This window comes from Streptomyces sp. NPDC056128, from assembly GCF_042263835.1.
Taxonomy (GTDB): domain Bacteria; phylum Actinomycetota; class Actinomycetes; order Streptomycetales; family Streptomycetaceae; genus Streptomyces.
Map to the genome: position 1 here is coordinate 52,111 of NZ_JBHJVQ010000023.1, position 26,733 is coordinate 78,843.

Sequence of the window (26,733 nt, forward strand, 5' to 3'; positions counted from 1 at the left end):
CAACCCGTACGATCGAGGAATGAGCACGCGGATCGCCTTCCTCAAGGGTCACGGCACCGAGAACGACTTCGTGATCGTCCCGGACCCGCAGAACACCGTCGACCTGCCCCCGGCCGCCGTCGCCGTCCTGTGCGACCGCCGTGCGGGCGTCGGCGGCGACGGACTGCTGCACGTGGTGCGGTCCGCGGCGCACCCCGACGCCCGGGGCATGGCGGCCGAGGCGGAGTGGTTCATGGACTACCGCAACGGCGACGGCTCGGTCGCCGAGATGTGCGGCAACGGAGTGCGGGTCTTCGCGCGCTACCTCCAGCGCACCGGGCACGTCACCGAGGGAGACCTCGCCGTCGCCACGCGCGGGGGCGTGAAGACCGTGCACCTCGCCAAGAACGGTGACGTCACCGTCGGCATGGGCCGCGCGCTGCTCCCCGAGGGCGACGTCGAGGTGCGCGTCGGCGAGCGCCACTGGCCCGCGCGGAACGTGAACATGGGCAACCCGCACGCGGTCGCCTTCGTCGCCGACCTCGACCACGCGGGCGACCTGTACACGGCGCCGCCCGTCGGGCCGGCCGCCGCCTACCCGGACGGGGTCAACGTCGAGTTCGTCGTCGACCGCGGCCCCCGCCACGTCGCGATGCGCGTGCACGAGCGCGGCTCCGGGGAGACCCGCTCCTGCGGCACCGGCGCGTGTGCCGTCGCCGTCGCCACCGCGCGCAGGGACGGCGCCGACCCGGCGGTCACCGGCACCCCGGCGACCTACACCGTCGACCTGCCCGGCGGCACCCTGGTGATCACCGAGCGCACCGACGGCGAGATCGAGATGACCGGTCCGGCAGTGATCGTCGCGGAGGGAGAGTTCGACTCCGCATGGCTGGAAGGGGTACTCGCCACCACGACGGCCGGGTGAACCACAGCCCGGTCCATGACACTCAGTACGAAAACGTAAACCCTCGGCTCATCGCTCGAATGGGTGATCCGTTTCACGCTCGGCGAGAGGCGGTCGGCCGCACGTGGTGGGCTCGATAGCATCAAGCACCGGCCCGGACGGGGGACCGACACCATCCCCTGAGCCGTGTCCGCCCTGGGATACCCCGTCCGCCGGTTTACGCAGCCGGAGGTGCCCATGAACGCGGAGGCCGTGAATCCAGCGAGCCCCGGCCCCGTGACGCCCGCGAGCGTCGGCCCGGTCGCGCCCGCGGGAGCCCGCAGAAAGGCCCGCCCCCGGATCGATCTGCGCCGCCTCGGCCGCGCCGCCCTGCTCGGCTCCACCGCCCGCGGCCGGCTGCCCGACGCCATCGGCCACGTCGTCGAGGCCCACCGCGCCCACCACCCCGACGCCGACCTCGACCCGCTGCGCCGCGCCTACGTGCTGGCCGAGTCCTCGCACCGCGGCCAGATGCGCAAGAGCGGCGAGCCGTACATCACCCACCCCCTCGCCGTGACCCTGATCCTCGCCGAACTCGGCGCGGAGACCACCACCCTGACCGCCTCCCTCCTGCACGACACCGTCGAGGACACCGACGTGACGCTCGATCAGGTCGGCGAGGAGTTCGGAGCCGAGGTCCGCTACCTCGTCGACGGCGTCACCAAGCTGGAGAAGGTCGACTACGGCGCCGCCGCCGAGCCCGAGACCTTCCGCAAGATGCTCCTCGCCACCGGCAACGACGTCCGCGTGATGTCGATCAAACTCGCCGACCGGCTGCACAACATGCGCACCCTCGGCGTCATGCGCCGCGAGAAACAGGAGCGCATCGCCAAGGTGACCCGGGACGTACTCATCCCGCTCGCCGAACGGCTCGGCGTCCAGGCGCTCAAGTCCGAGCTGGAGGACCTCGTCTTCGCGGTCATGCACCCCGAGGAGTACGAGCACACCCGCGAGCTGGTCGACGAGAACGCCGCCCGCGCGGACGACCCGCTGGCCGAGGTCGCCGAGGACGTCCGCAAGGTGCTGCGCGAGGCCGACATCAACGCCGAAGTCCTCATCCGGCCGCGCCACTTCGTCTCCCTGCACCGCGTCTCCCGCAAACGCGATCCGCTCCGCGGCGCCGACTTCGGCCGCCTCCTGGTGCTCGTGCAGGAGGACGCCGACTGCTACGCCGTCCTCGGCGAACTGCACACCTGTATGACGCCCGTCGTCTCGGAGTTCAAGGACTTCATCGCCGTCCCCAAGTTCAACCTGTACCAGTCGCTGCACACCGCGGTGGCCCGCGCGCGGGACGGCCAGGTCGTCGAAGTCCTCATCCGCACCCACCAGATGCACAAGGTCGCCGAGGCGGGCGTCGTCGCGCTCGGCAACCCCTACGCCACGCCGCCGGAGGAGCAGACCGCGGGCGACGGCGAACGCGCCGACCCGACCCGCCCCGGCTGGCTCTCCCGGCTGCTCGACTGGCAGCGCGGCGCACCCGACCCCGACACCTTCTGGTCCACCCTGCGCGAGGACCTCGCCCAGGACCGCGAGATCACCGTCTTCCGCCCCGACGGCGGCACCCTCGGCCTCCCCGAGGGCGCCACCTGCGTCGACGCCGCCTACGCCCAGTACGGCGAGGACGCGCACGCCTGCATGGGCGCCCGAGTGAACGGCCGCCTGGCCACCATGAGCACGGTGCTGCGCGACGGCGACGGCGTGCAGCTCCTGATGGGCCAGGACCCCGCCTCCGAGCCCTCCAGCGACTGGCTGGAGCACGCCCACACGCCCGCCGCGCGGATCGCCATCCAGCGCCGCCTCGCCGCGCGTCCGGCACCCACGCCCGCCGACCTGGAGACCGAGGCGGCGGCAGGGGCAGGGGCAGAGGCAGAGGCAGAAGCAGCGGCCGGGACTCCGGCCCGCAGCGCCGCCCCGGCCGACGACGCCCCCGCGCCCGCCCTCCGCCCGGCGGCCGACGCGCCGGAGGTCCGCCCCGGCTCCGGCTCCGGTTCCCCCGACGTGTTGGTCGACCCGCCGGGCGCGACCGTCCGCCTGGCCGGCTGTTGCACGCCCGTGCCGCCGGACCGGATCACCGGCTTCGCCGTCCGCGGGGGAGTGGTGACCGTGCACCGCGCGGAGTGCCCCGCCGTGGCCCGCATGAAGAGCGCCGGGCGGCCCGAGGTCGATGTGCGCTGGGGCGACAGCACCGAGTGCCGGGTCACCCTGCTCGCCGAATCGTTCGGCCGCCCGCACCTCCTGGCCGACCTCACCGAGGCCATGGCCCTCGAAGGCGCCGAGATCGTCTCGGCGACCGTCGAGCCCCCGGACCGCCAGCGGGTCCGCCACACCTACACCGTGCTGCTCCCGGACGCGGCCCGGCTGCCCGCCCTGATGCGCGCGATGCGCGACGTGGCCGGTGTGTACGACGTCAGCAGGTCCCAGCCGCAGCCCACCGGGGCCTGAGCGGGACGTACCCGTTCGGGTGCCCCGGGCGCGCGCCGTCGCCGCGGGGCACGCGCGCGCTGATAGCCGTGAGGGATGCCGCAGACCCCTCACACCACTCGCACCCCTCGCGCCCCTCAGTCCGCGCACCCACGGCCCCGCGTACGCTCCCGCCGCCGACTCAGGGCGGCGGCGCTGCTCGCCTCGGCCGTCTCCGTCTGCCTGATCGCCGCGAGCGCCCCGCCGGCCCCGCTCGGCGTCGGCGACCGCCTCTACCCGCACCTGGGAAACCCCGGCTACGACGTCACGGCGTACGACCTCTCCTTCACCTACTCGGGCAGCAACACCAAGCCGCTGAAGGCCGTCACCACCATCGACGCCCGGACGACGGCCGACCTGGACCGGGTCAACCTCGACTTCGCCCACGGCGAGGTCGTCTCCGTCGAGGTCGACGGAGAGCCCGCGGACTTCGCCACGGCCGGCGAGGACCTGGTCGTCACACCCGCGGACGCCCTCGACGAGGGCGAGTGGACGCGGATCACCGTGCGGCACAGCAGCGATCCCGTGTACGCCGAGGACCGCCCGGGCGGCTGGGTGCGCACCGCCGACGGCCTCGCCATGGCCAACCAGGCCGACGTCGCCCACCTGGTCTTCCCCTGCAACGACCACCCCTCCGACAAGGCGAGCTTCACCTTCCGCGTCACCGCGCCCGACGGGCTCACGGCCGTCGCCAACGGACTGCCGGCGGGCGTCGACCGCACCGGCGGCTCGACCACCTGGACGTACCGGACCCAGCACCCCATGGCGACCGAGCTGGCCCAGGTGTCCATCGGCCGCTCCACGGTGCTGCACCGCACCGGCCCGCACGGGCTGCCGGTACGGGACGTCGTGCCGACCGAGCACCGCGCGGCGCTCGAACCGTGGCTGAGGAAGACGCCGGACCAGATCGCCTGGATGGAGAAGAAGGTCGGGCGCTACCCCTTCGAGACGTACGGGCTGCTCATGGCCGACGCCACCACCGGCTTCGAGCTGGAGACCCAGACGCTCTCCCTCTTCGAGCGCGAACTGTTCACGGAGCCCGGCTACCCCGCGTGGTTCGTCGAGTCGATCATGGTCCACGAGCTGGCCCACCAGTGGTTCGGCAACAGCGTCAGCCCGGGCACCTGGTCCGACCTGTGGCTGAACGAGGGGCACGCCACCTGGTACGAGGCGCTGTACGCGGAGGAGACCGCGGACAAGCCCGTGGCGGCGCGGATGAAGGCCGCCTACGGCGCCTCCGACGGCTGGCGCGCCAAGGGAGGCCCCCCGGCCGCCCCCAAGCCGCCCACCTCCGGCAGCAAGACCGGCATCTTCCGCGCCAACGTCTACGACGGTGCCGCGCTCGTGCTCTACGCGCTGCGCCAGGAGATCGGCCGGACCGCCTTCGAGCGCCTGGAGGCGGCCTGGGTCGACCGCCACCGGGACGCCAACGCCACCACCGCCGACTTCGTCCGGCTCGCCTCCGACATCTCCGGCCGCGACCTCCGCGCCTTCTTCCAGGGCTGGCTCTACGCCGAGAAGACCCCGCCGATGCCCGGCCACCCGGACTGGAAGCCGAAGGCCGCCGCCAAGGCGCCCGCGTCCCAGAAGGCGCACGGGTCCCACAAGGCGCACGGGTCCCACAAGGCGCACGGCGAATAAGCCGGTGACGAGACGGCCCGTGCCGTGCGACCATCTTCGGGACGGCGCGGTACGGGCCGCGGGAATCTCCCCGGCGGCTCGTGCGTTGTGCAGAATGTCGCAGCCGACGTGCCGCGCGATCCCTCTCTCGACTACGTAAGGATCCAATGACCTCCTCTTCTTCCCCCTCCCAGGACACCAAGCGTCTCGCGCAGACCTATCCCGAGGGCCTCCGGGCCGATGCCCTGATGGAAGAGGACGTCGCCTGGAACCACGAGAACGGCTCGCAGTGGGACGGTGAGCAGTTCGACCGCTCCGACCGCGCGGCCCTGCGCCGCGTGGCGGGCCTGTCCACCGAGCTCGAGGACGTCACCGAGGTCGAGTACCGCCAGCTCCGCCTGGAGCGGGTCGTCCTCGTCGGCGTATGGACCTCGGGCACCGTGCAGGACGCGGAGAACTCGCTCGCCGAGCTGGCCGCCCTCGCCGAGACCGCCGGCGCCCTCGTGCTCGACGGCGTGATCCAGCGCCGCGACAAGCCCGACGCCGCGACGTACATCGGCTCCGGCAAGGCCGAGGAGCTGCGCGACGTCGTCCTCGACACGGGCGCCGACACGGTCATCTGCGACGGTGAGCTGAGCCCCGGACAGCTGATCCACCTCGAAGACGTCGTCAAGGTCAAGGTCATCGACCGTACGGCCCTGATCCTGGACATCTTCGCCCAGCACGCCAAGTCCCGAGAGGGCAAGGCGCAGGTGGCGCTCGCGCAGATGCAGTACATGCTGCCCAGGCTGCGAGGCTGGGGTCAGTCGCTGTCCCGTCAGATGGGCGGCGGCAAGGGCGGCGGCCTCGCCACCCGTGGTCCCGGTGAGACCAAGATCGAGACGGACCGGCGCCGGATCCGCGAGAAGATGGCGAAGATGCGCCGGGAGATCGCGGAGATGAAGACCGGCCGCGAGATCAAGCGCCAAGAGCGCAAGCGCCACAAGGTGCCCTCCGTCGCCATCGCGGGCTACACCAACGCCGGCAAGTCCTCGCTGCTCAACCGCCTCACGGGCGCGGGCGTGCTGGTGGAGAACGCCCTGTTCGCCACCCTGGACCCGACCGTGCGCCGCGCGGAGACGCCGAGCGGCCGGCTGTACACGCTGGCCGACACCGTCGGCTTCGTCCGGCATCTGCCGCACCACCTGGTCGAGGCGTTCCGCTCCACGATGGAGGAGGTCGGCGAATCCGACCTGATCCTCCACGTGGTCGACGGTTCGCACCCGGTCCCGGAGGAGCAGCTGGCCGCCGTGCGCGAGGTGATCAGGGACGTCGGCGCCACCGACGTACCCGAGATCGTCGTGGTCAACAAGGCCGACATGGCCGACCCGCTGGTGCTCCAGCGGCTGCTGCGAATCGAGAAGCGGGCCATCGCCGTCTCGGCACGCACCGGCCGGAACATCGACCAGCTGCTCGCGCTGATCGACAACGAGCTGCCGCGTCCCTCGGTCGAGATCGAGGCGCTCGTGCCGTACACCCACGGCAAGCTGGTCGCCCGCGCCCATGACGAGGGCGAGGTGATCTCCGAGGAGCACACCGCGGAGGGCACCCTGCTCAAGGTGCGGGTGCACGAGGAGCTGGCGGCGGAACTGACGCCGTACGTTCCGGCGCCCGCGCTCTGACCCGAGCGCCCGAGCACCCCAGCGCCCGGGCACCCGAGTGCCGCAAGCGCGAAGAAGGCCCGCCCCCGCACGTCGCGGAGGCGGGCCTTCGGCCTGCCGGGAGCACGAGCCCCGGCAGGCCGCGCGGTCACTGGCCGCCGTACGTCTTGCTCATGTTCTGGTACATCGACCGGGCCTCCGGGCCCAGTTGCGGTCCCGCCAGCCAGGTGTTCTCCAGCGGGCCGATCGAGGTGTTCGAGACCAGCTTGGTCTCGCCGTCCACCACCCGGAACCAGCCGCCGCCGGACGAACCGCCGGTCATGGTGCAGCCGATGCGGTACATCGTCGGCAGCGACGGGCTCAGCGACAGCCGGCCGGGCCGGTCGACGCACTTGAACATCTTCAGCCCGTTGTACGGCGCCGCGGCCGGGTAGCCCCAGGCACCCATGCTGGGAACCTCGGTCGCGGAGGGGGCGGAGAAGTCCACCTCCAGCGCGGCACCGACCGTCTCCTCCAGGGACTTGCTCCCCTGCTCGGGCTTCACGTGCAGCACGGAGTAGTCGTACGCGGCACCGTCGCCGCCGTTCTCCGAACCACCCTGGATCCACTGGTTCGAGGTCGACGCCCAGTTCGCCCACCAGGTGCCGTACGGCGCCATCTCGGTGGTGGTCGCATTGGCCAGCTGCGCCTCGGACTTGCCGAGGTCGTTGTACGACGGCACGAACGCGATGTTGCGGTACCAGCCGCCGCTGCCGCCGGCGTGCACGCAGTGGCCCGCCGTCCACACCAGGTTGGACTTGCCCGGGTGGTTGACGTCCTTGATGACGGTGCCCGAGCAGACCATCGAGCCCTCGGGCGAGTCGAAGAAGACCTTGCCCACGGGGGCGGCGTTGTCGTGGTACGGCGTCTTCTCGGCGACGGCCTCCACCGGGGCCGGCTCCGGGTCGGTGGCGCCCTGGTCGGCGGACGCGTCCTTGGTGGTGACCGTCTTGTCGGCCTCCTTGGCGGACTTCATCCGGTCAGGCTTCCACAGGCCCTCGATCACCGGGTTGACGAAGTCCTTGGCCTCGGTGAGCCACTTGTCCTTGTCCCAGTTCTTCCAGCCGCCGTCCTTCCACCGGTCGACGTCGATGCCCTGCTCCTTGAGCCGGTCCGCGACACCTGCGGGCAGACCGCCCTCGCCGCCACCGGTGTCACCGGCCTCGGCGGCCTGGGACGCGCCACCGGCGGGTTTGGTGTCCGCCTCGTCCTTCTCCGAGCCGCCACAGGCGGTGAGCGTCAGCGCGGTGACGAGACCGGCCGCGACGAGTGCGGTGCGCCGCGCGCGCCGTGGCGCGGCGGACATGGGTGTGGAACGCATGCTGGGACGACCCCCGTTGGAACGTGTGTGAAACGTGTGTGAGTGGACTTGATTCAGCGCGGTGTACGGGCCGCCCTCACTGGCCGGCGAACTTGCCGCTCACCGCGTCGAGCACGCCCTTGGCGCCCTTGTCCAGCCGCGGACCGGCCAGCCAGCCCGCCGTCACCGGGCCGATCGAGGTGTTGGACACCAGCGCCGGCTTGCCGTCGGAGCCGGTCGCGACCCAGCCGCCGCCGGACGAGCCGCCGGTCATGGTGCAGCCGATGCGGTACATCGTCGGGTCGGCGGCGTTGATGGACAGCCGCCCGGGCTTGTCCTGGCACTGGTACAGCTTCTGGCCGTCGTACGGCGGCGCGGCCGGGTAGCCGGTCGCCTCGATGCTCTCGACCTCGGGCACCGCGGGCGCGTCGAAGTCCACCGGCAGCGCGGCGCCGACCGTCTCCTCCAGCGACTTGCCGCCGCTGCCCTTCTCCGGCGTCACATGGATGACGGCGTAGTCGTACGGGGCCCCGTCACCGCCCGTCGCACCGCCCTGCTCGATCCACTGGTCCGAGGTCTGCGCCCAGTCGCCCCACCAGACGCCGTACGGAGCGACCTCCTCCTTGGTGGCGTTCTGCAGCTGCTCGGCCGACTTGCCGGCGTCGTTGTACGACGGCACGAAGGCGATGTTGCGGTACCAGCCGCCCTTCTTGCCGGCGTGCACGCAGTGGCCCGCCGTCCAGACCAGGTTGGACTTGCCGGGGTTGGCCGGGTCCTTCACCACGGTCGCCGAGCAGACCATCGAGCCCTGGGGGGAGTCGAAGAGCACCTTGCCCGCGGTGGCGGCGTTGTCGTGGTACTTGGGCTCGACGGCCCGCGCCTCGACGGGCGCAGGCTCCGGGTCGGTGACGCCCTGGTCGCCCGAGATGTCGTTGTCGTCGACCTCCTTGCCTGGCTCCTCGGCGTCCCGCATGCGGTCCGGGTCCCACAGGCCCGCGATGATCGGGTTGACGTAGTCCTGCGCCTCGCGCAGCCAGTCGTCCTTGCTCCAGTCCTTCCAGGCGCCGTTCTTCCAGTCGTCGACGTCGATCCCGCGTTCCTTGAGCTTGTCCTTGATGTGGTCCGGGATCCGGATCCCGCCGTTGCCGTTGCCGCTGCCGTCGTCCGCGGCCGTCGCGGAGGCCGAGGCGTCGCCGCCCGCCTCCGGGTCCCCGGACTCGCACGCCGTGGCGGTGAGGGCGAGCGCCGAGACGAGCGCCACGGCGGCCGCGGAGGAGCTCCCGCGCCGTCCGCGCCCCTTTCCGCGCATGCTGAACGACGGACGTATGGATCGCATGGTGTCGACTCCCCCTGCTGTGAACGAACGTGGTGCCGCGCCGGTCGCTCCGCTGCATCGGCCCGGTCTCCCGGGCTTCCCGAACTCCGCGGAGCGGCGGCGACCTGGAACGGGACCACACACTATGCGGCGCCTGTGGGGGAGTTCCGACGGAACGGCAACGGTTCGGACACAGCCGCCCGGCCGGCAAGGATCTTCGGGCAACCCGTAACCCCCGGCACCCGCCGCGGTTGCTAGCGGTGGGGGTCCGCCGTCGACGGATCGCGTCCGGACAGCGGGAGGTGGGGGAAGCCGTGATGGAATCCGCGTACGAGGTGATCGCGGCCGGTGGCGGGAGTGTCGTGCGCGCGTGTGCCCGGCCCGAGGGCGGGGGTGGGGGCGGGGGCGCTCCGAGGCGTCAGCCCGCGCGCGAGACCGCGGCGCGTACCTACGCGCGCGCCCTGCCGGTGGTGCCCGTGCGGGCCCGGGGACTGACCATCGAGGACGCCGACGGCCGCCGCTACCTCGACTGTGCCTCGGGAGCGGGGTCCCTGGCCCTCGGGCACAACCACCCCGTCGTGCTGGAGGCGATCCGCAGGGTTCTCGACTCGGGCGCTCCCTTGCAGGTCATGGGCCTCACCACCCCGGTCGAGGACGCCTTCGTCACCGAACTGCTGCGCACCCTGCCGCCCGGCCTCGCCGACCACGCGCGCGTGCGCTTCTGCGGACCGGGCGGAACCGACCCGGTCGCCACCGCCGTCGCCCTGGTCCGCGCCGCCACCGGCCGGACCCGCATCGTCACCCTCACCGGCGCCCACCACGCGGCGGACGCCACGGCGTGCTGCCCGGCCGACGCCGGTGAACCACCCGCCGGAGTACTCCTCGAACCGGTACGCGGCGAGGACGGCGTCCTGCCCGTCCCCGACCCCTGGCTGCGCGACCTGCGGCGGATCACGGCCGAAGGGTCCGTGCCGCTCATCGCCGACGAGACCGAGACGGGCGTCGGCCGCACCGGTGCCTTCTGGGCGGTGGAGCACAGCGGAGTCACCCCCGACGTGCTGGTCCTCTCCAGGGCGATCGGCGGCAGCCTGCCGCTGGCCGCGGTGGTCCACCGGGCCGACCTGGACGGCGGACACGCCGCGGGGCCCCGGGCCGCCGCCTTCCGTGGCAACCAACTCGCCCTGGCCGCGGGCGCGGCGACCCTCGCCCACGTCCGCGAGCACCGCCTCGCCGCGCACGCCGCCGCCCTGGGTGACCGGATACTGTCCCGACTGCGCGACCTGGCCGAGGAGTTCGCGTGCGTCGGGGCCGTGTGCGGGCGCGGACTGATGATCGGCATGGAACTGACGGCGCCGGGCGGTGTGTGCGAGGCCCTTGGCCGCGGCGGGCGCCGCGACACCGCGAGCGAACTCGCCGCCGCCGTCCAACGGGAGTGTCTGCGCCGCGGGTTGATCGTGGACCTGACCGGTCCGGCCAGGAACGTCGTACGACTACTGCCGCCCCTGATCGTCACCGAGGAGCAGACGTCGGCGGTCCTGGACCGCCTCGCCGACGCCGTGCAGGCGGTGGAACGGGGCCGCGGCGACCACGGCCCACCCCACCGGGCGCGCGACGCGCGCTGAGACCGAGACCCGCCGCACCCACTCCCGCACGTCACGAGGACCGCGTTGCACACCACCCCCACCCCCGAGCCGACCGGTACCCGCCCGCCCGCCACCCCGCCGGCGGCACTCGCCGCGAGGACGGTCCCCGCTCCGAGACCGGCGACCGCCGCCGTTCCGGCGGCGCCTGGTGTTGCGATGGCAGGCCATCACGCCGTGGCCCAGGCGGCGACCGTCGAGAACCTGCTCCGCTGCTGGGTCCGCGAGGCCGGCCTGGACGCTCCGGACGACGGCGTCCTGCACATCCCGCTCCCGGCCTGCGGCACCGCCCTGGCCGTTCCCGTCCGCCACCGGTCCCCGACCGGACACCACCGCTTCGGCCTCCCGCGCCTGGCCGGCGCCCCGGTCTCGGCGCCGCCCGTGGACGCGGTCACGCTCGCCGCGCTGCTCGCGCGGGAGTCGTCCGGCGACCCGGGACCCGACGGCACCGACCTCGTCGCGCGCGTGGCCGACTCCGTCCGCCGTACCACCGTATTCCTCCGCGACCGCGAGGCAAGCCCCGACGGCGGTTCCCCGGCCGAAGCCGGCACCGACCTGTTCCTCGCCGCCGAGCAGGCGCTCTTGCTCGGGCACCCGCTGCATCCCACCCCCAAGAGCCGTGAGGGCCTCACCGAGGCGGAGGCCCGGCGGTACTCACCCGAACTGCGCGGCTCCTTCCCCTTGCACTGGGTGGCCGTCGCCCCGTCCGTCCTCGCCACCGACTCGGCCTGGACCGAGCGCGGCCGCCGGGTCACGGCGCCCGACCTCACCGCCCGCCTGGCGGCGGACGGGCCGGCGCCGCCGGACGGATACGCACTCCTGCCGCTGCATCCCTGGCAGTTCCGCGCCGTCCAGCACCGCCCCGCGACCGCCGCGCTGCTCGACGCCGGGCTGCTCAGGGACCTCGGTGCGCGGGGCGCCCCATGGCATCCCACATCCTCGCTGCGGACCGTCCACCGCACCGGCGCGCCCGCCATGCTCAAGCTCTCGCTGGCCCTGCACATCACCAACTCCCGCCGCGAGAACCTCCGCAAGGAGCTCCACCGCGGCGTCGAGGTCCACCGGCTGCTGCGCGGCGGACTGTCCCGCCAGTGGCAGGCCGTCCACCCGGACTTCGACATCGTCCGCGACCCGGCCTGGCTCGCCGTCGACGGACCGGACGGCAGTCCCGCGCGCGGACTCGACGTGGTCGTCCGGCACAACCCCTTCCGGCCCTCGGACGACGTCTCCTGCGTCGCCGGCCTCGTCGCGCCGCAGCCGCACGCGCGGGTGGACGGTTCCGGCGGCCCGGAGGCTTCCGACGCCGACGCCCCCCGTTCCCGGCTAGCCGGTCTCGTCACACGACTCGCCCGGCGGACCGGCCGCACGCGCGGAGCCGTCGCCGCCGAGTGGTTCCTGCGCTACCTCCACCACGTCGTACGTCCCGTCCTGTGGCTGGACGCCCACGCGGGGATCGCCCTGGAGGCGCACCAGCAGAACACGCTCCTCCTGCTGGACGCCGACGGCTGGCCCGCCGGCGGCCGCTACCGCGACAACCAGGGCTACTACTTCCGGGAGTCCCACCGCGCGGTACTCGACGCCCGGCTGCCCGGCATCGGCGAGCGGAGCGACACGTTCGTCGCCGACGCGGTCACCGACGAGCGCTTCGCGTACTACCTCGCGGTGAACAACGTGTTCGGGCTCATCGGTGCCTTCGGCTCCCAGCGCCTCGCCGACGAGGGACTGCTGCTCGCCGCCTTCCGACGGTTCCTGAGCGGGCCGGCCCCGGGTTCCGCCCCGCTGGGCGGTTCACTTCCGGCGCACCTGCTCGACTCGCCCGTCCTGCGCTGCAAGGCGAACCTGCTGACCCGGCTGCGCGGACTCGACGAACTCGTCGGCCCGGTGGACACGCAGTCCGTCTACGTCACCATCGCCAACCCACTGCGCGCCTGAGCGGGGCGCCGCCCCGACTCCAGCCCATCCAGGTCCCTGTCCCCTCCGCAGCCTCCGCCCCCTCCGTCCCCTCCGTCCTCGAAGGAGCGAACCCTTGGTTTCCACCGACGCGAGCGCCGACGACACCCTCGACCTGCACCTTCCCGCGGAGTTCGTCGCCCTCTACGGGCAGGCGGGGGACGACCTGCTCGGCCGGGTCGCCGACTGGGGCCCCGCCGACACACCGGCGGGCGTGTTCCACCTGGTGCCCGTCCACGCCGAGCGGGACGTTCCGCTCATCGCCCGCTGGATGAACGACCCCGCCGTCGCCGCGTACTGGGAACTGACCGGGCCGCCGAGCGTGACGGAGGACCACGTGAGGGCGCAGCTCACCGGCGACGGACGCAGCGTCCCGTGCGTCGGCGTGCTCGACGGTGTGCCGATGAGCTACTGGGAGATCTACCGGGCCGACCTCGACCCGCTGGCCCGGTACTGTCCCGTCAGGCCGCAGGACACCGGCCTCCACCTCCTGATCGGCGACGGCGCCGACCGCGGGCAGGGCATCGGGACCGCGCTCATCCGGGCCGTCACCGGCCTCGTCCTCGCCGCGCGGCCCGCCTGCACGCGGGTCCTCGCCGAACCCGACGTCCGCAACGCGCCCTCCGTCGCGGCGTTCCTCGGCGCCGGGTACCGGTACTCCGCCGAGGTCGACCTGCCCGGCAAGCGGGCCGCCCTCATGATCCGCGAACGGGCGCCGCGCGAGTCACCGTGAAGCGCCGGCCCGCCCCCTGGGGCCCCATCCGCCTCCCCGCCAGCCAGTCGCCCGTCCCGGAGACACCCTTGCCCCACCTGTCCCTCCAGCCCCTCGCATCGCCTCTCCCGTCCCTCGAACCCGCCTTGCCCGCCCGTTTGTCAGTGCCGGGTCGTAGGGTGGTCGCGCTATGACGAAGCCCTCACTCCCCGAACTCCTGCACGCCGCCGTCACCGCCGTCGGCGGCACGGAGCGTCCCGGCCAGGTGGCCATGGCCGAAGCCGTCGAGGAAGCCATCGACGGCGGCTCCCATCTGCTGGTCCAGGCCGGCACCGGCACCGGAAAGTCCCTGGGCTACCTGGTGCCCGCGCTGGCGCACGGGGAGCGGGTCGTCGTGGCCACCGCGACGCTGGCCCTCCAGCGCCAGCTGGTCGAGCGCGACCTGCCCCGCACGGTCGACGCGCTCCACCCCCAGCTGCGCCGCCGCCCGGAGTTCGCGATGCTCAAGGGCCGGTCGAACTATCTGTGCCTGCACCGGCTGCACGAGGGCGCCCCGCAGGACGAGGAGGAGGGCCTCTTCGACCAGTTCGAGGCGGCCGCCCCCACCAGCAAGCTGGGCCAGGACCTGCTGCGGATGCGCGACTGGGCCGACGAGACCGAGACCGGCGACCGCGACAACCTCACGCCGGGCGTCTCCGACCGGGCCTGGTCACAGGTGTCGGTCTCCTCCCGGGAGTGCCTGGGCGCCACGAAGTGCGCCTACGGCGCCGAGTGCTTCGCCGAGATGGCCCGCGAGCGCGCCAAGCTCTCCGACGTCGTCGTCACCAACCACGCCCTGCTCGCGATCGACGCCATCGAGGGCGCCCCCGTCCTGCCGCAGCACGAGGTGCTGATCGTCGACGAGGCGCACGAGCTGGTCTCCCGCGTCACCGGCGTCGCCACCGGCGAGCTGACCCCCGGCCAGGTCAACCGCGCCGTGCGCCGCGCCGCGAAGCTGGCCAACGAGAAGGCCGCCGACCAGCTCCAGACGGCCGCCGAGGGCTTCGAGCGGCTGATGGAGCTGGCGCTGCCGGGCCGCTTGGAGGAGATCCCGGAGGACCTCGGCTACGCCCTGATGGCACTGCGGGACGCCTGCCGCACGGTCATCTCGGCCATCGGGGCCACCCGCGACAAGTCCGTGCAGGACGAGGACGCGGTCCGCAAGCAGGCCCTGGCCTCCGTCGAGGCCGTGCACGACGTGGCGGAGCGCATCACGAACGGCTCCGAGTGGGACGTCGTCTGGTACGAGCGGCACGAGCCCCGCGGCGGAGCCGCATATCGACACAGCGGGGCCTCGCTGCGGGTCGCGCCGATGTCCGTCGCGGGCCTGCTGCGCGAGAAGCTCTTCACCGACCGCTCGGTCGTCCTGACCTCGGCGACCCTGAAGCTGGGCGGGGACTTCAACGGGGTCGGGGCCTCCCTCGGACTCGCACCCGAGGGCACCGAGGGCGACGACGTGCCCCAGTGGAAGGGCGTCGACGTCGGCTCGCCCTTCGACTACCGCAAGCAGGGCATCCTCTACGTCGCCAAGCACCTGGCCCGTCCCGCGCGCGACGGCGACCGCGGCGACATGCTCGACGAGCTGACCGAGCTGATCCAGGCCGCGGGCGGCCGCACCCTGGGGCTGTTCTCCTCGATGCGCGCCGCCCAGCTGGCCGCCGAGGAGCTGCGCTCCCGCATCCCGGAGTACCCGATCCTCCTCCAGGGCGAGGAGACCCTGGGCGAGCTGATCAAGAACTTCGCGGCCGACCCCGCGACCTGCCTCTTCGGCACACTGTCGCTGTGGCAGGGCGTCGACGTCCCCGGGCCCAGCTGCCAGCTGGTCGTCATGGACAAGATCCCCTTCCCGCGCCCGGACGACCCGCTGATGAGCGCGCGCCAGAAGGCGGTGGAGGAGGCCGGGGGCAACGGCTTCATGGCGGTCGCCGCCACCCACGCCGCCCTCCTGATGGCGCAGGGCGCGGGCCGGCTCGTGCGGGCGTCGGGCGATCGCGGCGTGGTCGCCGTACTGGACCAGCGGCTGGCGACGGCCCGGTACGGAAGCTATCTGAAGGCGTCCCTGCCCGACTTCTGGTTCACCACCGACCGCAATCAGGTCCGCAGGTCCCTCGCCGCCATCGACGCGAAGGCCCGGGAGGCGGAGGGCGCCGGGGAGACGGAGGGCGCCTGAGGTCCGGCCCGGCACGGGGTCCCGCACAGCGCTGGGCCCCGGAACCGGCGCAGAGGTTCCGGGGCCCGGTCGGGTCGGCGGGGCGCTGTCGTGGCGTGCCCGCCCGCCGTGGCGCTCAGACGCGACGCAGTACGGCCACCACCTTGCCGAGGATGGTCGCGTCGTCACCGGGGATCGGCTCGTAGGCCGAGTTGTGCGGGAGCAGCCAGACGTGGCCGTCCTCGCGCTTGAAGCGCTTGACGGTGGCCTCGCCGTCGAGCATCGCGGCGACGATGTCGCCGTTCTCGGCGACCGGCTGGCGGCGGACCGTGACCCAGTCGCCGTCGCAGATGGCGGCCTCGATCATCGAGTCGCCGACGACCTTGAGGACGAACAGCTCGCCGTCGCCGACCAGCTGCCGGGGGAGCGGGAAGACGTCCTCGACGGACTCCTCGGCGAGGATCGGGCCACCGGCGGCGATGCGGCCGACGAGCGGGACGTACGACGCGGCCGGCTTTCCCGCGGTGTCCGTCGGCTGCACGCTGGCGGCCTGGTCGGAGCCGCGCACCTCGTAGGCGCGCGGGCGGTGCGGGTCGCGGCGCAGGAAGCCCTTGCGCTCCAGCGCCATCAGCTGGTGCGCGACGGAGGAGGTGCTGGAGAGACCGACGGCCTGGCCGATCTCCCGCATCGACGGCGGGTAGCCGCGGCGCTGCACGGAGTCGCGGATGACCTCGATCACCCGGCGCTGGCGGTCGGTGAGCCCCGAGCTGTCCGCCCGGATGCCGGGAGGTCGGCCCGGTAGGGAGCGCTTGTGTCCCTCGGGATTCGCGGCGTCGCTCATCGCGTGCGCCGGCTCAGGTCGGCCCTGGGGGCGGTCCTGGCCAGTGATGGTGGCACTGTCGGCGGTGGTGGTCACGTCGGCCCCTCTCGATGGTCTCCCTGCTGCACAACGGTAGTAGCTTTCGAAAGGTTGCGCCAAACACACGTTCGAGTGAAAAAACGTGAATCGCTCGCTCGTACTGTGTGTCTGGGTGTATGGCTACCGCGGTGGCCGACAGGCGAAAACGCGGCAAAAGGGCACATTGCTGTACTCTTCACCGCCGTGGTGACAACCTCGGGGATGTCGCCCCAGTCTGCCATCCAGCAGCCCGTTCGACGGGGTGGGGCCCGCATCTGTTGCGGTAGTCCCACGTCCCCTCCGCGCGGTGCCCACGCTATCTCCGCATGCCTCCCGGCGATACGTCCGTCCGGGTGTGCGGGGCGCGGGCGGGTCTGTGCGTACGGAGACGACATGCGTGCGGGGCGTGTTCGTATGCGCCAATCCCCACATCTAGTGGTTGGATTGCAACAGCAGCCCATAAGTTGTGGTCCCCCGGGTCTTCGAGCCCGCCGAGATCGCCTATGCTGGGGGCTGCTTCGAGGGGCCTGAAGGGCCTTTCGAGGCTATGGAGTCTGCTGTGAGGAGGGTTCGGAAGCCATGCACTGTCCCTTCTGCAGGCACCCCGACAGCCGTGTCGTCGACAGCCGTACGACCGACGACGGCACGTCGATCCGCAGGCGCCGCCAGTGCCCTGACTGCTCCCGTCGGTTCACGACCGTGGAGACGTGCTCGCTCATGGTGGTGAAGCGGTCCGGGGTCACCGAGCCGTTCAGCCGCACGAAGATCATCAACGGTGTGCGCAAGGCCTGTCAGGGCCGGCCCGTCACCGAGGACGCGCTCGCCCAGCTCGGCCAGCGGGTCGAGGAGGCGGTGCGGGCCACCGGAAGCGCCGAGCTGACCACCCACGACGTGGGGCTGGCCATACTCGGCCCGTTGCAGGAGCTCGACCTCGTCGCCTATCTGCGATTCGCCTCCGTCTACCGGGCGTTCAACTCGCTCGACGACTTCGAGGCCGCGATCGCGGAGCTCAGGGAGGCGACGGGGCATCCCGGCGACGACGGCGACGGGGCCGTCGAGGGGAGCCGGGAGAACCAGAAGGACCGCGGGTCCACGGGGGCGGCACAGGTCCCCGAGCCCGCAGGCGCCGCCGACTGACCGGCGGGCCGGACCCGGCTTCGGCGCCCGGGCCCGGCCGGACGGCGGCGCGTCACAAAGACCTGTCGGGGACGCAGTGAGAGATGTCCTCGACACCAGACAGAAACACCGTGCCACGGGAACAAACGCGGCACTTCAGGGCGTTTTCGCCCGTACAGGGAGGCGGCATGACAGAGACGGCGAGCGGTCCGGCACGGAGTACCCGCGCCAAGGGCACCAAGGCGGGCAAGGGACTCCGCGTTGAGCGCGTCCACACCACTCCCGGAGTCCACCCCTACGACGAGGTGGCCTGGGAGCGTCGTGACGTCGTCATGACCAACTGGCGCGACGGCTCGGTCAACTTCGAGCAGCGTGGCGTCGAGTTCCCCGAGTTCTGGTCGGTGAACGCGGTCAACATCGTCACCAGCAAGTACTTCCGCGGTGCCGTGGGCACCCCGCAGCGCGAGGTGAGCCTGAAGCAGCTCATCGACCGCATCGTGAAGACGTACCGGAAGGCCGGCGAGGACAACAAGTACTTCGCCTCGCCCGCCGACGCCGAGATCTTCGAGCACGAGCTGGCCTACGCCCTCCTGCACCAGATCTTCAGCTTCAACAGCCCCGTCTGGTTCAACGTGGGCACGCCCCAGCCGCAGCAGGTCTCCGCCTGCTTCATCCTGTCCGTCGACGACTCCATGGAGTCGATCCTCGACTGGTACAAGGAAGAGGGCATGATCTTCAAGGGCGGCTCGGGCGCCGGCCTGAACCTCTCCCGGATCCGCTCCTCCAAGGAGCTGCTCTCCTCCGGCGGCAACGCCTCCGGGCCGGTCTCCTTCATGCGCGGCGCCGACGCCTCCGCCGGCACCATCAAGTCCGGCGGTGCCACCCGCCGCGCCGCCAAGATGGTCATCCTCGACGTCGACCACCCCGACATCGAGGACTTCATCCAGACCAAGGTGAAGGAGGAGGAGAAGATCCGCGCCCTGCGCGACGCGGGCTTCGACATGGACCTGGGCGGCGACGACATCACGTCCGTCCAGTACCAGAACGCCAACAACTCGGTCCGCGTGAACGACACGTTCATGAAGGCCGTCCAGGACGGCGCCAAGTTCGGCCTGACGTCCCGGATGACCGGCGAGGTCATCGAGGAGGTCGACGCCAAGTCGCTCTTCCGCAAGATGGCCGAGGCCGCCTGGGCCTGCGCCGACCCGGGCATCCAGTACGACGACACCATCAACCAGTGGCACACGTGCCCGGAGTCCGGCCGCATCAACGGCTCGAACCCGTGCAGCGAGTACATGCACCTGGACAACACGTCCTGCAACCTCGCCTCGCTGAACCTGATGAAGTTCCTCAAGGACGACGGCAAGGGCAACCAGTCCTTCGAGGCCGAGCGCTTCGCGAAGGTCGTCGAGCTGGTCATCACCGCGATGGACATCTCCATCTGCTTCGCGGACTTCCCGACCCAGAAGATCGGCGAGAACACCCGCGCCTTCCGCCAGCTCGGCATCGGCTACGCCAACCTCGGCGCCCTGCTGATGGCGACCGGCCACGCGTACGACTCCGACGGCGGCCGCTCGCTGGCCGGCGCCATCACCTCCCTGATGACCGGCACGTCGTACCGGCGCTCCGCCGAGCTGGCCGCGATCGTCGGGCCGTACGACGGCTACGCCCGCAACGCCGAGCCGCACCTGCGGGTCATGAAGCAGCACTCCGACGAGAACGGCAAGGCCGTCCGCGTGGACGACCTCGACACGCCGGTCTGGGCCGCGGCCACCGAGGCCTGGCAGGACGTGCTGCGCCTCGGCGAGAAGAACGGTTTCCGTAACTCCCAGGCGTCCGTCATCGCCCCGACCGGCACCATCGGTCTGGCGATGTCCTGCGACACCACCGGCCTGGAGCCCGACCTCGCGCTGGTCAAGTTCAAGAAGCTGGTCGGCGGCGGCTCGATGCAGATCGTCAACGGCACCGTCCCGCAGGCCCTGCGCCGCCTGGGCTACCAGGAGGAGCAGATCGAGGCGATCGTCGCCCACATCGCCGACAACGGCAACGTGATCGACGCCCCCGGTCTCGCGCACGAGCACTACGAGGTGTTCGACTGCGCCATGGGCGAGCGCTCCATCTCCGCGATGGGCCACGTCCGCATGATGGCCGCCATCCAGCCGTGGATCTCCGGCGCGCTCTCCAAGACGGTGAACCTGCCGGAGTCGGCGACCGTCGAGGACGTCGAGGAGGTCTACTTCGAGGCCTGGAAGATGGGCGTCAAGGCGCTCGCCATCTACCGCGACAACTGCAAGGTCGGCCAGCCCCTCTCCGCCAAGACCAAGGAGAAGGAGAAGACCGAGGCCGACGCCGTCACGGAGAAGACCGAGGCGGCCATCCGCGAGACCGTCGAGAAGGTCATCGAGTACCGCCCGGTCCGCAAGCGCCTGCCGAAGGGTCGTCCCGGCATCACCACCTCCTTCACGGTCGGCGGCGCCGAGGGCTACATGACGGCCAACTCCTACCCGGACGACGGCCTCGGCGAGGTCTTCCTGAAGATGTCCAAGCAGGGCTCGACCCTCGCGGGCATGATGGACGCCTTCTCCATCGCGGTCTCGGTCGGCCTCCAGTACGGAGTGCCGCTGGAGACGTACGTCTCGAAGTTCACCAACATGCGCTTCGAGCCGGCCGGCATGACCGACGACCCGGACGTGCGGATGGCGCAGTCGATCGTCGACTACATCTTCCGCCGCCTGGCGCTGGACTTCCTGCCCTTCGAGACGCGTTCCGCGCTCGGCATCCACTCCGCCGAGGAGCGTCAGCGCCACCTGGAGACGGGTTCGTACGAGCCCTCGGACGACGAGGTCGACGTCGAGGGCCTGGCGCAGTCCGCGCCGCGCGCCCAGGAACTGAAGGCCGTCGCCACGCCGAAGGCCGAGGTCGAGGCCGTCAAGCCCGTCCCGCAGCAGGCGCACACCAGCGCCGAGCTGGTGGAGATGCAGCTGGGCATCCAGGCGGACGCCCCGCTCTGCTTCTCCTGCGGCACGAAGATGCAGCGGGCCGGTTCCTGCTACATCTGCGAGGGCTGCGGCTCGACCAGCGGTTGCAGCTGAAACTGGGCGGAATTGCATCGAGTGCAACACTCGGCAAACGCTCACCTGACAAGTAATCCCTGATGAGAGGGGCGTCAGCCTCGTGCTGACGCCCCTCCCGCGTAGCGGCTGGCCTGGGGATACACCCGCCGCTGAAGCGCACGCAACAATGTTGCATCCGGCGCAACCGCCCTACAGGTCCCCGGTGAAGGTGATACAGCGGAAAATTCATGGACTACGTAGTCCACGATCTCGGTCGCCAGTCCAAGGGTGCGACCGCAGTCATCAATCTGTCCGGAAGCGCAGCCAATGTGCGTCTGATGGGCAGCAGCAACTATCAGAAGTACAAAAGCGGGCGAGACCACCGGTGTATCGGTGGGCTGGCAAGGCGCTCTCCGGTACGTCTTGCGATTCCGAGCAGCGGCCACTGGTACGTGACCGTTGATCTAATGGGACTCAAGGGCAAGGTGAGGTCTTCGGCCTCCGTCGAACCGCCCCCGCTGCCTGCGCTCCGCCCGAGCAATGCTGGTTCCCTGGCGGGCATCAGGCATGAGTTGCCGCCTTACTCTGCAGGCCGCAGCGAGCCCGTACGAGATGTCTTCATCTCCCATGCCAGTGAAGACAAAGAGGCCGTGGCCCGACCGCTCGCGCAGTATCTGCAAGAAGCCGGCATCTCCGTGTGGCTCGACATTCTCGAACTGAGGATCGGCGACAGCCTCCGCCGCAAGATCGACCACGGTTTGGCTAGCAGCCAGTTCGGCATCGTAATTCTCTCGCGCCCCTTCTTCGAGAAGGGGTGGCCCCAGTACGAGCTTGACGGCTTGGTGACGAGGTACGTGACAGGGCAACAAAACCTATTGCCCATCTGGCACAACATCACCAAGGACGAGGTCATGGCGCAAAGCCCGTCCCTGGCTGACAAGTTGGCGAGGAGTACCGCACAGTACACGGTCGAGGAAATCGCCAATGAGATCGCCAGCGTGATTCGAGAGGGCGACGCCCAACGTGATGCTGGGTGACTCGAACTGTTTGAGAATTCCGGCGGAAGAGCCGCCGGATTGGTGATCGTCTGACCCTTCGGACGGGTCAGACGATCACCGCAGCCAGAACGTGACGTCCTGTACCGCATCCAGGCATGCATGACATCACGTTCTGAGCCGCGACGCAAAGTGGTACGAAAGGAAACGTGATCATGCCCAAGAATCCGCGACAAACGGGTAAGAAGGCCGCTTCGGCCGCAGCTAAGGTCCTGGCCAACCCGAAGTCAACCAAGGCGGAGAAGTCCGCGGCGGCAAGCGCGCTGTCGCAGGCGCCGTCGAGCAAGAGCAAGAAGAAGTGACCCTGGCCGCCCCAGGCCAGGACTCTCGCCTGGGGCGGTCGCATCATGACCGCTGGTCAGGTCCTCGGCGTAACCAATTTAACGATGTTGCGTTGAATGCAACGTGAGTCGAGCGGTGGATCTGCCCGGTGCTGCGCACCTGGTTCTCGCTGACGGGGTCGTTCATCTCGATCCCGAACCGGCCGTCTTTGAGGCCATGTTGGAGGGGTGGGCTCGCCAGCAGCGCACCCGTTTTCTGGATGAGAAGGCGACGATCAAGCCGCGGGTGCCGCTGGTCCGGCGCTTCGCGGAGTTCTCCAACCAGTACCCGTGGCAGTGGGCGCCGGTGGAGGTGGAGGCGTTCTTCGATCACCTCAGGACCCGGAACCCGCAGCTGGCTGTGTCGACGGCGCGGAACTATCAGAACGCCCTGCGGCTCTTCTGCGAGTACACCACCGATGCGCGCTACGGCTGGCCGTGCACTTGCACGGACCGCTTCGGGCAGGTGCCCGTACAGATCCTGCACGAGTGGAACACCGTCGTGCACACCAGCGAATACGAGGGCCGATCCGGTCGTCGACCGCTGACATACGATGAAGTGCAGGCGCTGTTCGACGCAGCGGATGCTCGGGTCGAGGAAATCCGTCGCCGAGGGCGCAAGGGTTCGCTGGCCGCCTTGCGCGACGCCATACTTCTCAAGACTGTGTACGCCTACGGCCTGCGCCGTCGGGAGGCATGAGGCCTGGATCTTGCTGATCTACGCAGAAACCCGAAGGCACCGGACTACGGGCGATTTGGTGCTCTGTTCGTTCGGCACGGCAAGGCCTCCAAGGGCGGGCCGCCCAAGCGACGCAGTGTGCTCACCGTCCCGGAGATGGACTGGGTCGTGGACGTGCTGAACCAGTACATCGACGAGGTCCGTCCGGCTTTCGAGCCGGCCAAGCATCCCGCGCTCTGGGTCACCGAGCGGCGGGGACGGTTATCTCCCCGCCGCCTCGACGAGGCCTTCGACACCGCTCGCCGATCGGCAGACCTGCCCGACGAACTCGACTTGCACTCCTTGCGGCACAGCTACGTGACGCACTTGATCGAGTTCGACTACCCCGAACGCTTCGTCCAGGATCAGGTCGGCCACGCCTACGCAAGCACCATGGCGATCTATACCGGTGTCTCCGATGACTACCGCAACCGGCTCCTGCAGCGCGTGCTGAAGGAGCGTCACGCAGACCTATGGGAGGGCTCACCGTGATCCGGAAGATGGGGATCACCTGGCAACTACGGCTACGAATGGCCGAGAAGAGCATGTTTCAGACCTCGGACCTGGTGCCCTTGCTGGCCGAACGCGGCATCCACCTGTCGAGGGAACAGGTTTTCCGCCTGGTAACTCAGACGCCACAAAGGTTGTCGATGGACACCCTCGCGGCGCTCTGCGACATTCTCGACTGCCGTCCTAACGATCTGATCGATATCAACGTCGTCAACGCCGAGGTCCGCAAAGCGGATGGAGGCCAGTCCGCAACCGCTCCGCGCGTCCGGCGCAGTACGATCCGCCGCCCCGACCTGACATGAAAGAGACGAAGGCGGCGGCGGCACGCGCCATCGTGCTGGCATTCCTGACAGAGGCGGTCGGCGATCTGACGCCAGAGGGAGCGATCCAGGTCACCGATGCGGCACGGATTCGAGGCCGCTCCTGGAACCTGCTTGAAGAGCACTTCCGACAGCGCCCCGAGGCTTTGCAGCAGCCGGGAGCCGATTTCCCGATTGCCTTGGTGCGGCTTGCTCACGCCCTGATCAACAGGGGGCACGCTGACATCGCGCCGCCGGCCTGCTCCGGCTGCGGCAAAGTCACGGTCCATCTGGATCACCGGACGTCGGCGGGCCGTGTTTGCTCCAACTGCTCAGGAAGAGAGCGACGGGAGGCATGTGGTCGTTGTCGGCGGGTGGCACGAATCTATGCCCGCAGGCCGGAGGGTGCGCTCTGCGGCTCTTGTTACGGCAAGGAAGTGGTTTTGGAATGCGGCGGGTGTGGTCGAGTACGGCGCCCCGCAGCCCGTCTGGCAGACGGAACCGTTCGTTGTCAGAGGTGCGTTCCTCGGCCGGATCGGCTCTGCAGCAGCTGCGGAGTGATGGCCCCTGCGCAAGCGTTCACAGACGTGGGCCCAGTCTGTCGCCGGTGCTACCGACAGCCTGAGAGGACCTGCGGGAAATGCGGCTCCGTCAGCCGCATCGTGCAGCGAGCCAGGGGCGAGCAACCCGATCTTTGCGCGCACTGCTACCGGCCGCAGACCGCGGTCTGCGCGACCTGCGGCCGCCACCGTCCCTGCGACCGAATTGCATCTGGAACGCCGGTCTGCCAGGGGTGCCGACCCCGGCCCCGCCGACCGTGCTCCCGTTGTTCGAGGTCGCAGCCGGTCCACGCAGAATGGCCCATGGGGCCCGTCTGCCGAACATGTTACGAATACGTTCGTTCCCATCCAGCTTCCTGCGCTGCTTGCGGCGAACAGCGCCCGCTCATCGGGCTCAACCCTGCAGGCGAGGAGCTCTGCGGCCCCTGCGTGGGAGTCGAGCTGACCTACACGTGCCGCAAGTGTGACCGCAGCGGGGATCTCTACCAGGCAGGATGCTGTGCTCGCTGCGTCCTGGCCGAGCGACTCACCGATCTCCTGAGTGCAGACGACGGCACTATCCATCCCACCTTGAGCTGGTGAGGCAGGCGCTCTGCGCGGCCGACCGGCCGCGCAGCCTATTCAGCTGGCTCGACCGCAGCAAAGCCCCCCGCCTGCTGGTGGAGTTGGCCGCAACCGGCGAGCCCATCACTCACGAGCGTCTGGACGCATTCCCTGCCACCCATGCGACGCACTACGCGCGCGAACTCCTGGTCACCGCAGGTGTCCTACCGCTTCGGGACGAATACCTCGAGCGGCAGCCAGTCTGGGTCGAACAACTGCTGGCAACCGCCCCTGAGCATCACCGAAAGATCGCGGCCCCGTTCGCCCATTGGTTCCTTTTACGCCGTCTCAGGCAAGCTCATCACCGGCGTGGGGGAAAACGGGTTCAGGGCGGCACGGAGAGCATCCTCCGATCACGCCTTCGACGCACGCTGGAACTTCTCGTCTGGCTCGACCAACAAGGCATAAACCTAGGAGAGTTCAGGCAGCCTGAACTAGCCCGATGGCTGGACGAGGGAACTAGCACCCGACAGCACATCCGGGCCTTCATCGTCTGGGCCAGCAAGCACAATCTCATCGGCGACCTTAAGGTTCCACTGCCCGGCAGAGCCCACCCCGTCACCTTTATTGAAGACGCCGAGCGGGTGGCCCAGTTACGCCGATGCATCGATGACGAAGAACTCCCTCTCTGGGTGCGGGTCGCAGGCGCACTCATGCTGCTGTTCGGACTCCAGGGCTCAAGGGTTCTGCAGCTCACCAAGGACGACCTCGTCGACGATGGAACGTCGCTTCAGATTGACCTCAGTGGCCGACGCCTACACCTGCTGCCGAAGCTAGCGCACCTCATCCGACGCCTGCGTGATCAGTCCGCGAATCGCTGGCGGTTGAACCAACTTGCTGACACACGGCCCTGGCTCATGCCCGGCCAGAGCCCAGCGCGCCCCTTGCGTGTGGAATACCTCAGCCTGAAGTTCCGCGAGTACGGCCTCTACGGGCTTGGCGGTCGCAACACTGCACGCCTGGCTCTGGCCGCGAACTTGCCGGCATCCGTCCTCGCGGACCTCACCGGCACCAGCGTCGACAACGCCGTCCGATGGTCGAACTTCGCCAAGCGTGACTGGACCGATTATGTCGCTGCCCGCAAACGGGACACCCGGAACTGATCAACGGCCACCTCTGAATACCGCACGCCCGGAAAAAGTGGCCTGCGCCAGTATCACTGAAGCCTGATCACCGTTGAGTAAGGGGCGTCCGCCGTGGCGGACGCCCCTTACTCATGCCTATGAGGGTCAGGAACGGCGCGCCGCACCCATGGCGCGGGTGAACGTCGCCGGATCCTCCTCGAAGCCGTGCACCCCGGCCCGGAACTCCCACGCTCCGGTCTCGTCCCGGACGAACTCCGCGACGGTCGCCGCGGTGGCGCCGAGGACGCCGGTGAAGTCGTCCGCGGCCAGGTCCGTGTAGCCCTCCCGGATCCGCAGACCCGGGTTGGTCACGTCGGCGAAGGTCCGGTCCTCGGCGCGCTGCTGTATGGCGACTCCCACCACCACGCGCGCGTACCGGGCGTCGAGCCGCTCCAGTTCGAGCGTCATGACCTCGTCGAAGCCGAAGCCCTTGCCGTCCTTGCTGTCCCGGTTGAGATAGATGGTGCCGTCGGGGGAGCGGCTGTCGAAGTGCACGATGTACGAGGGCTCGCCGTACGGATCGTCCGCCGCATACGTCGCGGCGACGAGGTCCAGGTCGGCGGGTGGCTCTCCCGCCGGACTCGGGTCCCACCGCAGCGCGATCTCGACCTTGCCCGTCCCCTTGCTGAGGCCGTTCACAGACTTCCCCTTCCCAGGTCCCCCGCCCTGCCCGGCGACCTGAACTGCCGAG

General features: G+C 70.4%; 18 protein-coding genes and 1 pseudogene. 15 read left to right on the plus strand and 4 right to left on the minus strand.

Annotation, left to right across the window (positions count from 1 at the left end; translation table 11 throughout):
• The first annotated feature begins 19 nt into the window (after nucleotides 1-19).
• The 4 genes from dapF to hflX all read left to right on the plus strand — a co-directional run bounded on the left by dapF (nucleotide 20) and on the right by hflX (nucleotide 6,663).
• Nucleotides 20-904 (plus strand): diaminopimelate epimerase, encoded by an 885-nt coding sequence (dapF, locus tag ACFC1X_RS30110; protein WP_376359429.1) that lies wholly within the window; start codon nucleotides 20-22, stop codon nucleotides 902-904.
• Nucleotides 905-1,120: 216 nt separating this feature from the next.
• The gene (locus tag ACFC1X_RS30115) at nucleotides 1,121-3,364 is read left to right on the plus strand and encodes a RelA/SpoT family protein (protein ID WP_376359432.1); all 2,244 of its coding nucleotides are present in this window, start codon (nucleotides 1,121-1,123) and stop codon (nucleotides 3,362-3,364) included.
• A gap of 75 nt (nucleotides 3,365-3,439) precedes the next feature.
• Nucleotides 3,440-5,023 (plus strand): M1 family metallopeptidase, encoded by a 1,584-nt coding sequence (locus ACFC1X_RS30120; RefSeq protein ID WP_376359435.1) that lies wholly within the window; start codon nucleotides 3,440-3,442, stop codon nucleotides 5,021-5,023.
• Between the two features lie 146 nt (nucleotides 5,024-5,169).
• Nucleotides 5,170-6,663 carry a GTPase HflX gene (hflX, locus tag ACFC1X_RS30125; RefSeq protein ID WP_376359438.1) on the plus strand — a complete coding sequence of 498 codons (1,494 nt, stop codon included), beginning with the start codon at nucleotides 5,170-5,172 and terminating at the stop codon, nucleotides 6,661-6,663.
• A 127-nt stretch (nucleotides 6,664-6,790) separates the two neighbouring features.
• On the opposite strand, the gene ACFC1X_RS30130 is transcribed toward hflX, so the two are convergent.
• The gene (locus ACFC1X_RS30130) at nucleotides 6,791-8,002 is read right to left on the minus strand and encodes a trypsin-like serine peptidase (RefSeq protein WP_376359440.1); all 1,212 of its coding nucleotides are present in this window, start codon (nucleotides 8,000-8,002) and stop codon (nucleotides 6,791-6,793) included.
• A gap of 76 nt (nucleotides 8,003-8,078) precedes the next feature.
• Entirely contained in the window at nucleotides 8,079-9,317 is a 1,239-nt protein-coding gene (locus ACFC1X_RS30135; protein ID WP_376359443.1) for a trypsin-like serine peptidase, read from the minus strand.
• Between the two features lie 296 nt (nucleotides 9,318-9,613).
• Between ACFC1X_RS30135 and ACFC1X_RS30140 the strand changes: the two genes are divergently transcribed.
• The 4 genes from ACFC1X_RS30140 to ACFC1X_RS30155 all read left to right on the plus strand — a co-directional run bounded on the left by ACFC1X_RS30140 (nucleotide 9,614) and on the right by ACFC1X_RS30155 (nucleotide 15,807).
• A complete protein-coding gene (locus tag ACFC1X_RS30140; RefSeq protein WP_376359562.1) occupies nucleotides 9,614-10,918 on the plus strand; it encodes an aminotransferase class III-fold pyridoxal phosphate-dependent enzyme in 1,305 nt (434 codons plus the stop codon).
• Nucleotides 10,919-10,963: 45 nt separating this feature from the next.
• The gene (locus ACFC1X_RS30145; protein WP_376359446.1) at nucleotides 10,964-12,868 is read left to right on the plus strand and encodes an IucA/IucC family protein; all 1,905 of its coding nucleotides are present in this window, start codon (nucleotides 10,964-10,966) and stop codon (nucleotides 12,866-12,868) included.
• Between the two features lie 94 nt (nucleotides 12,869-12,962).
• On the plus strand, nucleotides 12,963-13,619 hold the full coding sequence (locus ACFC1X_RS30150; protein WP_376359449.1) for a GNAT family N-acetyltransferase: 657 nt from the start codon (nucleotides 12,963-12,965) through the stop codon (nucleotides 13,617-13,619).
• A 169-nt stretch (nucleotides 13,620-13,788) separates the two neighbouring features.
• The gene (locus ACFC1X_RS30155; protein ID WP_376359452.1) at nucleotides 13,789-15,807 is read left to right on the plus strand and encodes an ATP-dependent DNA helicase; all 2,019 of its coding nucleotides are present in this window, start codon (nucleotides 13,789-13,791) and stop codon (nucleotides 15,805-15,807) included.
• A 115-nt stretch (nucleotides 15,808-15,922) separates the two neighbouring features.
• Here ACFC1X_RS30155 and lexA read toward each other — a convergent pair whose 3' ends face one another.
• A complete protein-coding gene (lexA, locus tag ACFC1X_RS30160; protein ID WP_122618505.1) occupies nucleotides 15,923-16,702 on the minus strand; it encodes a transcriptional repressor LexA in 780 nt (259 codons plus the stop codon).
• Nucleotides 16,703-17,263: 561 nt separating this feature from the next.
• On the opposite strand from lexA, the gene nrdR reads away from it, so the two are divergent.
• From nrdR to ACFC1X_RS30195, 7 genes and pseudogenes are all read left to right on the plus strand, one after another.
• Nucleotides 17,264-17,821 carry a transcriptional regulator NrdR gene (gene nrdR / locus ACFC1X_RS30165; protein WP_376359456.1) on the plus strand — a complete coding sequence of 186 codons (558 nt, stop codon included), beginning with the start codon at nucleotides 17,264-17,266 and terminating at the stop codon, nucleotides 17,819-17,821.
• Nucleotides 17,822-17,988: 167 nt separating this feature from the next.
• Complete coding sequence (locus ACFC1X_RS30170; RefSeq protein ID WP_376359459.1) at nucleotides 17,989-20,892, plus strand: vitamin B12-dependent ribonucleotide reductase; 2,904 nt, start codon at nucleotides 17,989-17,991, stop codon at nucleotides 20,890-20,892.
• 209 nt (nucleotides 20,893-21,101) lie between these two features.
• Entirely contained in the window at nucleotides 21,102-21,890 is a 789-nt protein-coding gene (locus tag ACFC1X_RS30175) for a DUF1883 domain-containing protein (RefSeq protein WP_376359463.1), read from the plus strand.
• A gap of 173 nt (nucleotides 21,891-22,063) precedes the next feature.
• Nucleotides 22,064-22,210 (plus strand): hypothetical protein, encoded by a 147-nt coding sequence (locus ACFC1X_RS30180; protein ID WP_376359466.1) that lies wholly within the window; start codon nucleotides 22,064-22,066, stop codon nucleotides 22,208-22,210.
• 103 nt (nucleotides 22,211-22,313) lie between these two features.
• Nucleotides 22,314-23,438: pseudogene (locus ACFC1X_RS30185) on the plus strand (tyrosine-type recombinase/integrase).
• A complete protein-coding gene (locus ACFC1X_RS30190) occupies nucleotides 23,435-23,758 on the plus strand; it encodes a helix-turn-helix domain-containing protein (protein WP_376359469.1) in 324 nt (107 codons plus the stop codon). Before ACFC1X_RS30185 ends, ACFC1X_RS30190 begins: the two are co-directional and overlap by 4 nt.
• 1,135 nt (nucleotides 23,759-24,893) lie before the next feature.
• Nucleotides 24,894-26,021 (plus strand): hypothetical protein, encoded by a 1,128-nt coding sequence (locus ACFC1X_RS30195; protein ID WP_376359472.1) that lies wholly within the window; start codon nucleotides 24,894-24,896, stop codon nucleotides 26,019-26,021.
• A gap of 126 nt (nucleotides 26,022-26,147) precedes the next feature.
• Here the strand turns inward: ACFC1X_RS30195 and ACFC1X_RS30200 are convergent, their stop codons facing one another.
• Nucleotides 26,148-26,681 (minus strand): TerD family protein, encoded by a 534-nt coding sequence (locus ACFC1X_RS30200; protein ID WP_376359475.1) that lies wholly within the window; start codon nucleotides 26,679-26,681, stop codon nucleotides 26,148-26,150.
• Nucleotides 26,682-26,733: the final 52 nt, after the last annotated feature.

Bases quoted from the DNA above. Each gene is read 5' to 3' on its own strand.
- ACFC1X_RS30170 (WP_376359459.1), top strand. From the start codon at position 17,989: ATGACAGAGACGGCGAGCGGTCCGGCACGGAGTACCCGCGCCAAGGGC.
- hflX (WP_376359438.1), top strand. From the start codon at position 5,170: ATGACCTCCTCTTCTTCCCCCTCCCAGGACACCAAGCGTCTCGCGCAG.
- ACFC1X_RS30140 (WP_376359562.1), top strand. From the start codon at position 9,614: ATGGAATCCGCGTACGAGGTGATCGCGGCCGGTGGCGGGAGTGTCGTG.
- dapF (WP_376359429.1), top strand. From the start codon at position 20: ATGAGCACGCGGATCGCCTTCCTCAAGGGTCACGGCACCGAGAACGAC.
- ACFC1X_RS30180 (WP_376359466.1), top strand. From the start codon at position 22,064: ATGCCCAAGAATCCGCGACAAACGGGTAAGAAGGCCGCTTCGGCCGCA.
- nrdR (WP_376359456.1), top strand. From the start codon at position 17,264: ATGCACTGTCCCTTCTGCAGGCACCCCGACAGCCGTGTCGTCGACAGC.
- ACFC1X_RS30175 (WP_376359463.1), top strand. From the start codon at position 21,102: ATGGACTACGTAGTCCACGATCTCGGTCGCCAGTCCAAGGGTGCGACC.
- ACFC1X_RS30155 (WP_376359452.1), top strand. From the start codon at position 13,789: ATGACGAAGCCCTCACTCCCCGAACTCCTGCACGCCGCCGTCACCGCC.
- ACFC1X_RS30115 (WP_376359432.1), top strand. From the start codon at position 1,121: ATGAACGCGGAGGCCGTGAATCCAGCGAGCCCCGGCCCCGTGACGCCC.
- ACFC1X_RS30135 (WP_376359443.1), bottom strand. From the start codon at position 9,317: ATGCGATCCATACGTCCGTCGTTCAGCATGCGCGGAAAGGGGCGCGGA.
- ACFC1X_RS30120 (WP_376359435.1), top strand. From the start codon at position 3,440: ATGCCGCAGACCCCTCACACCACTCGCACCCCTCGCGCCCCTCAGTCC.
- ACFC1X_RS30130 (WP_376359440.1), bottom strand. From the start codon at position 8,002: ATGCGTTCCACACCCATGTCCGCCGCGCCACGGCGCGCGCGGCGCACC.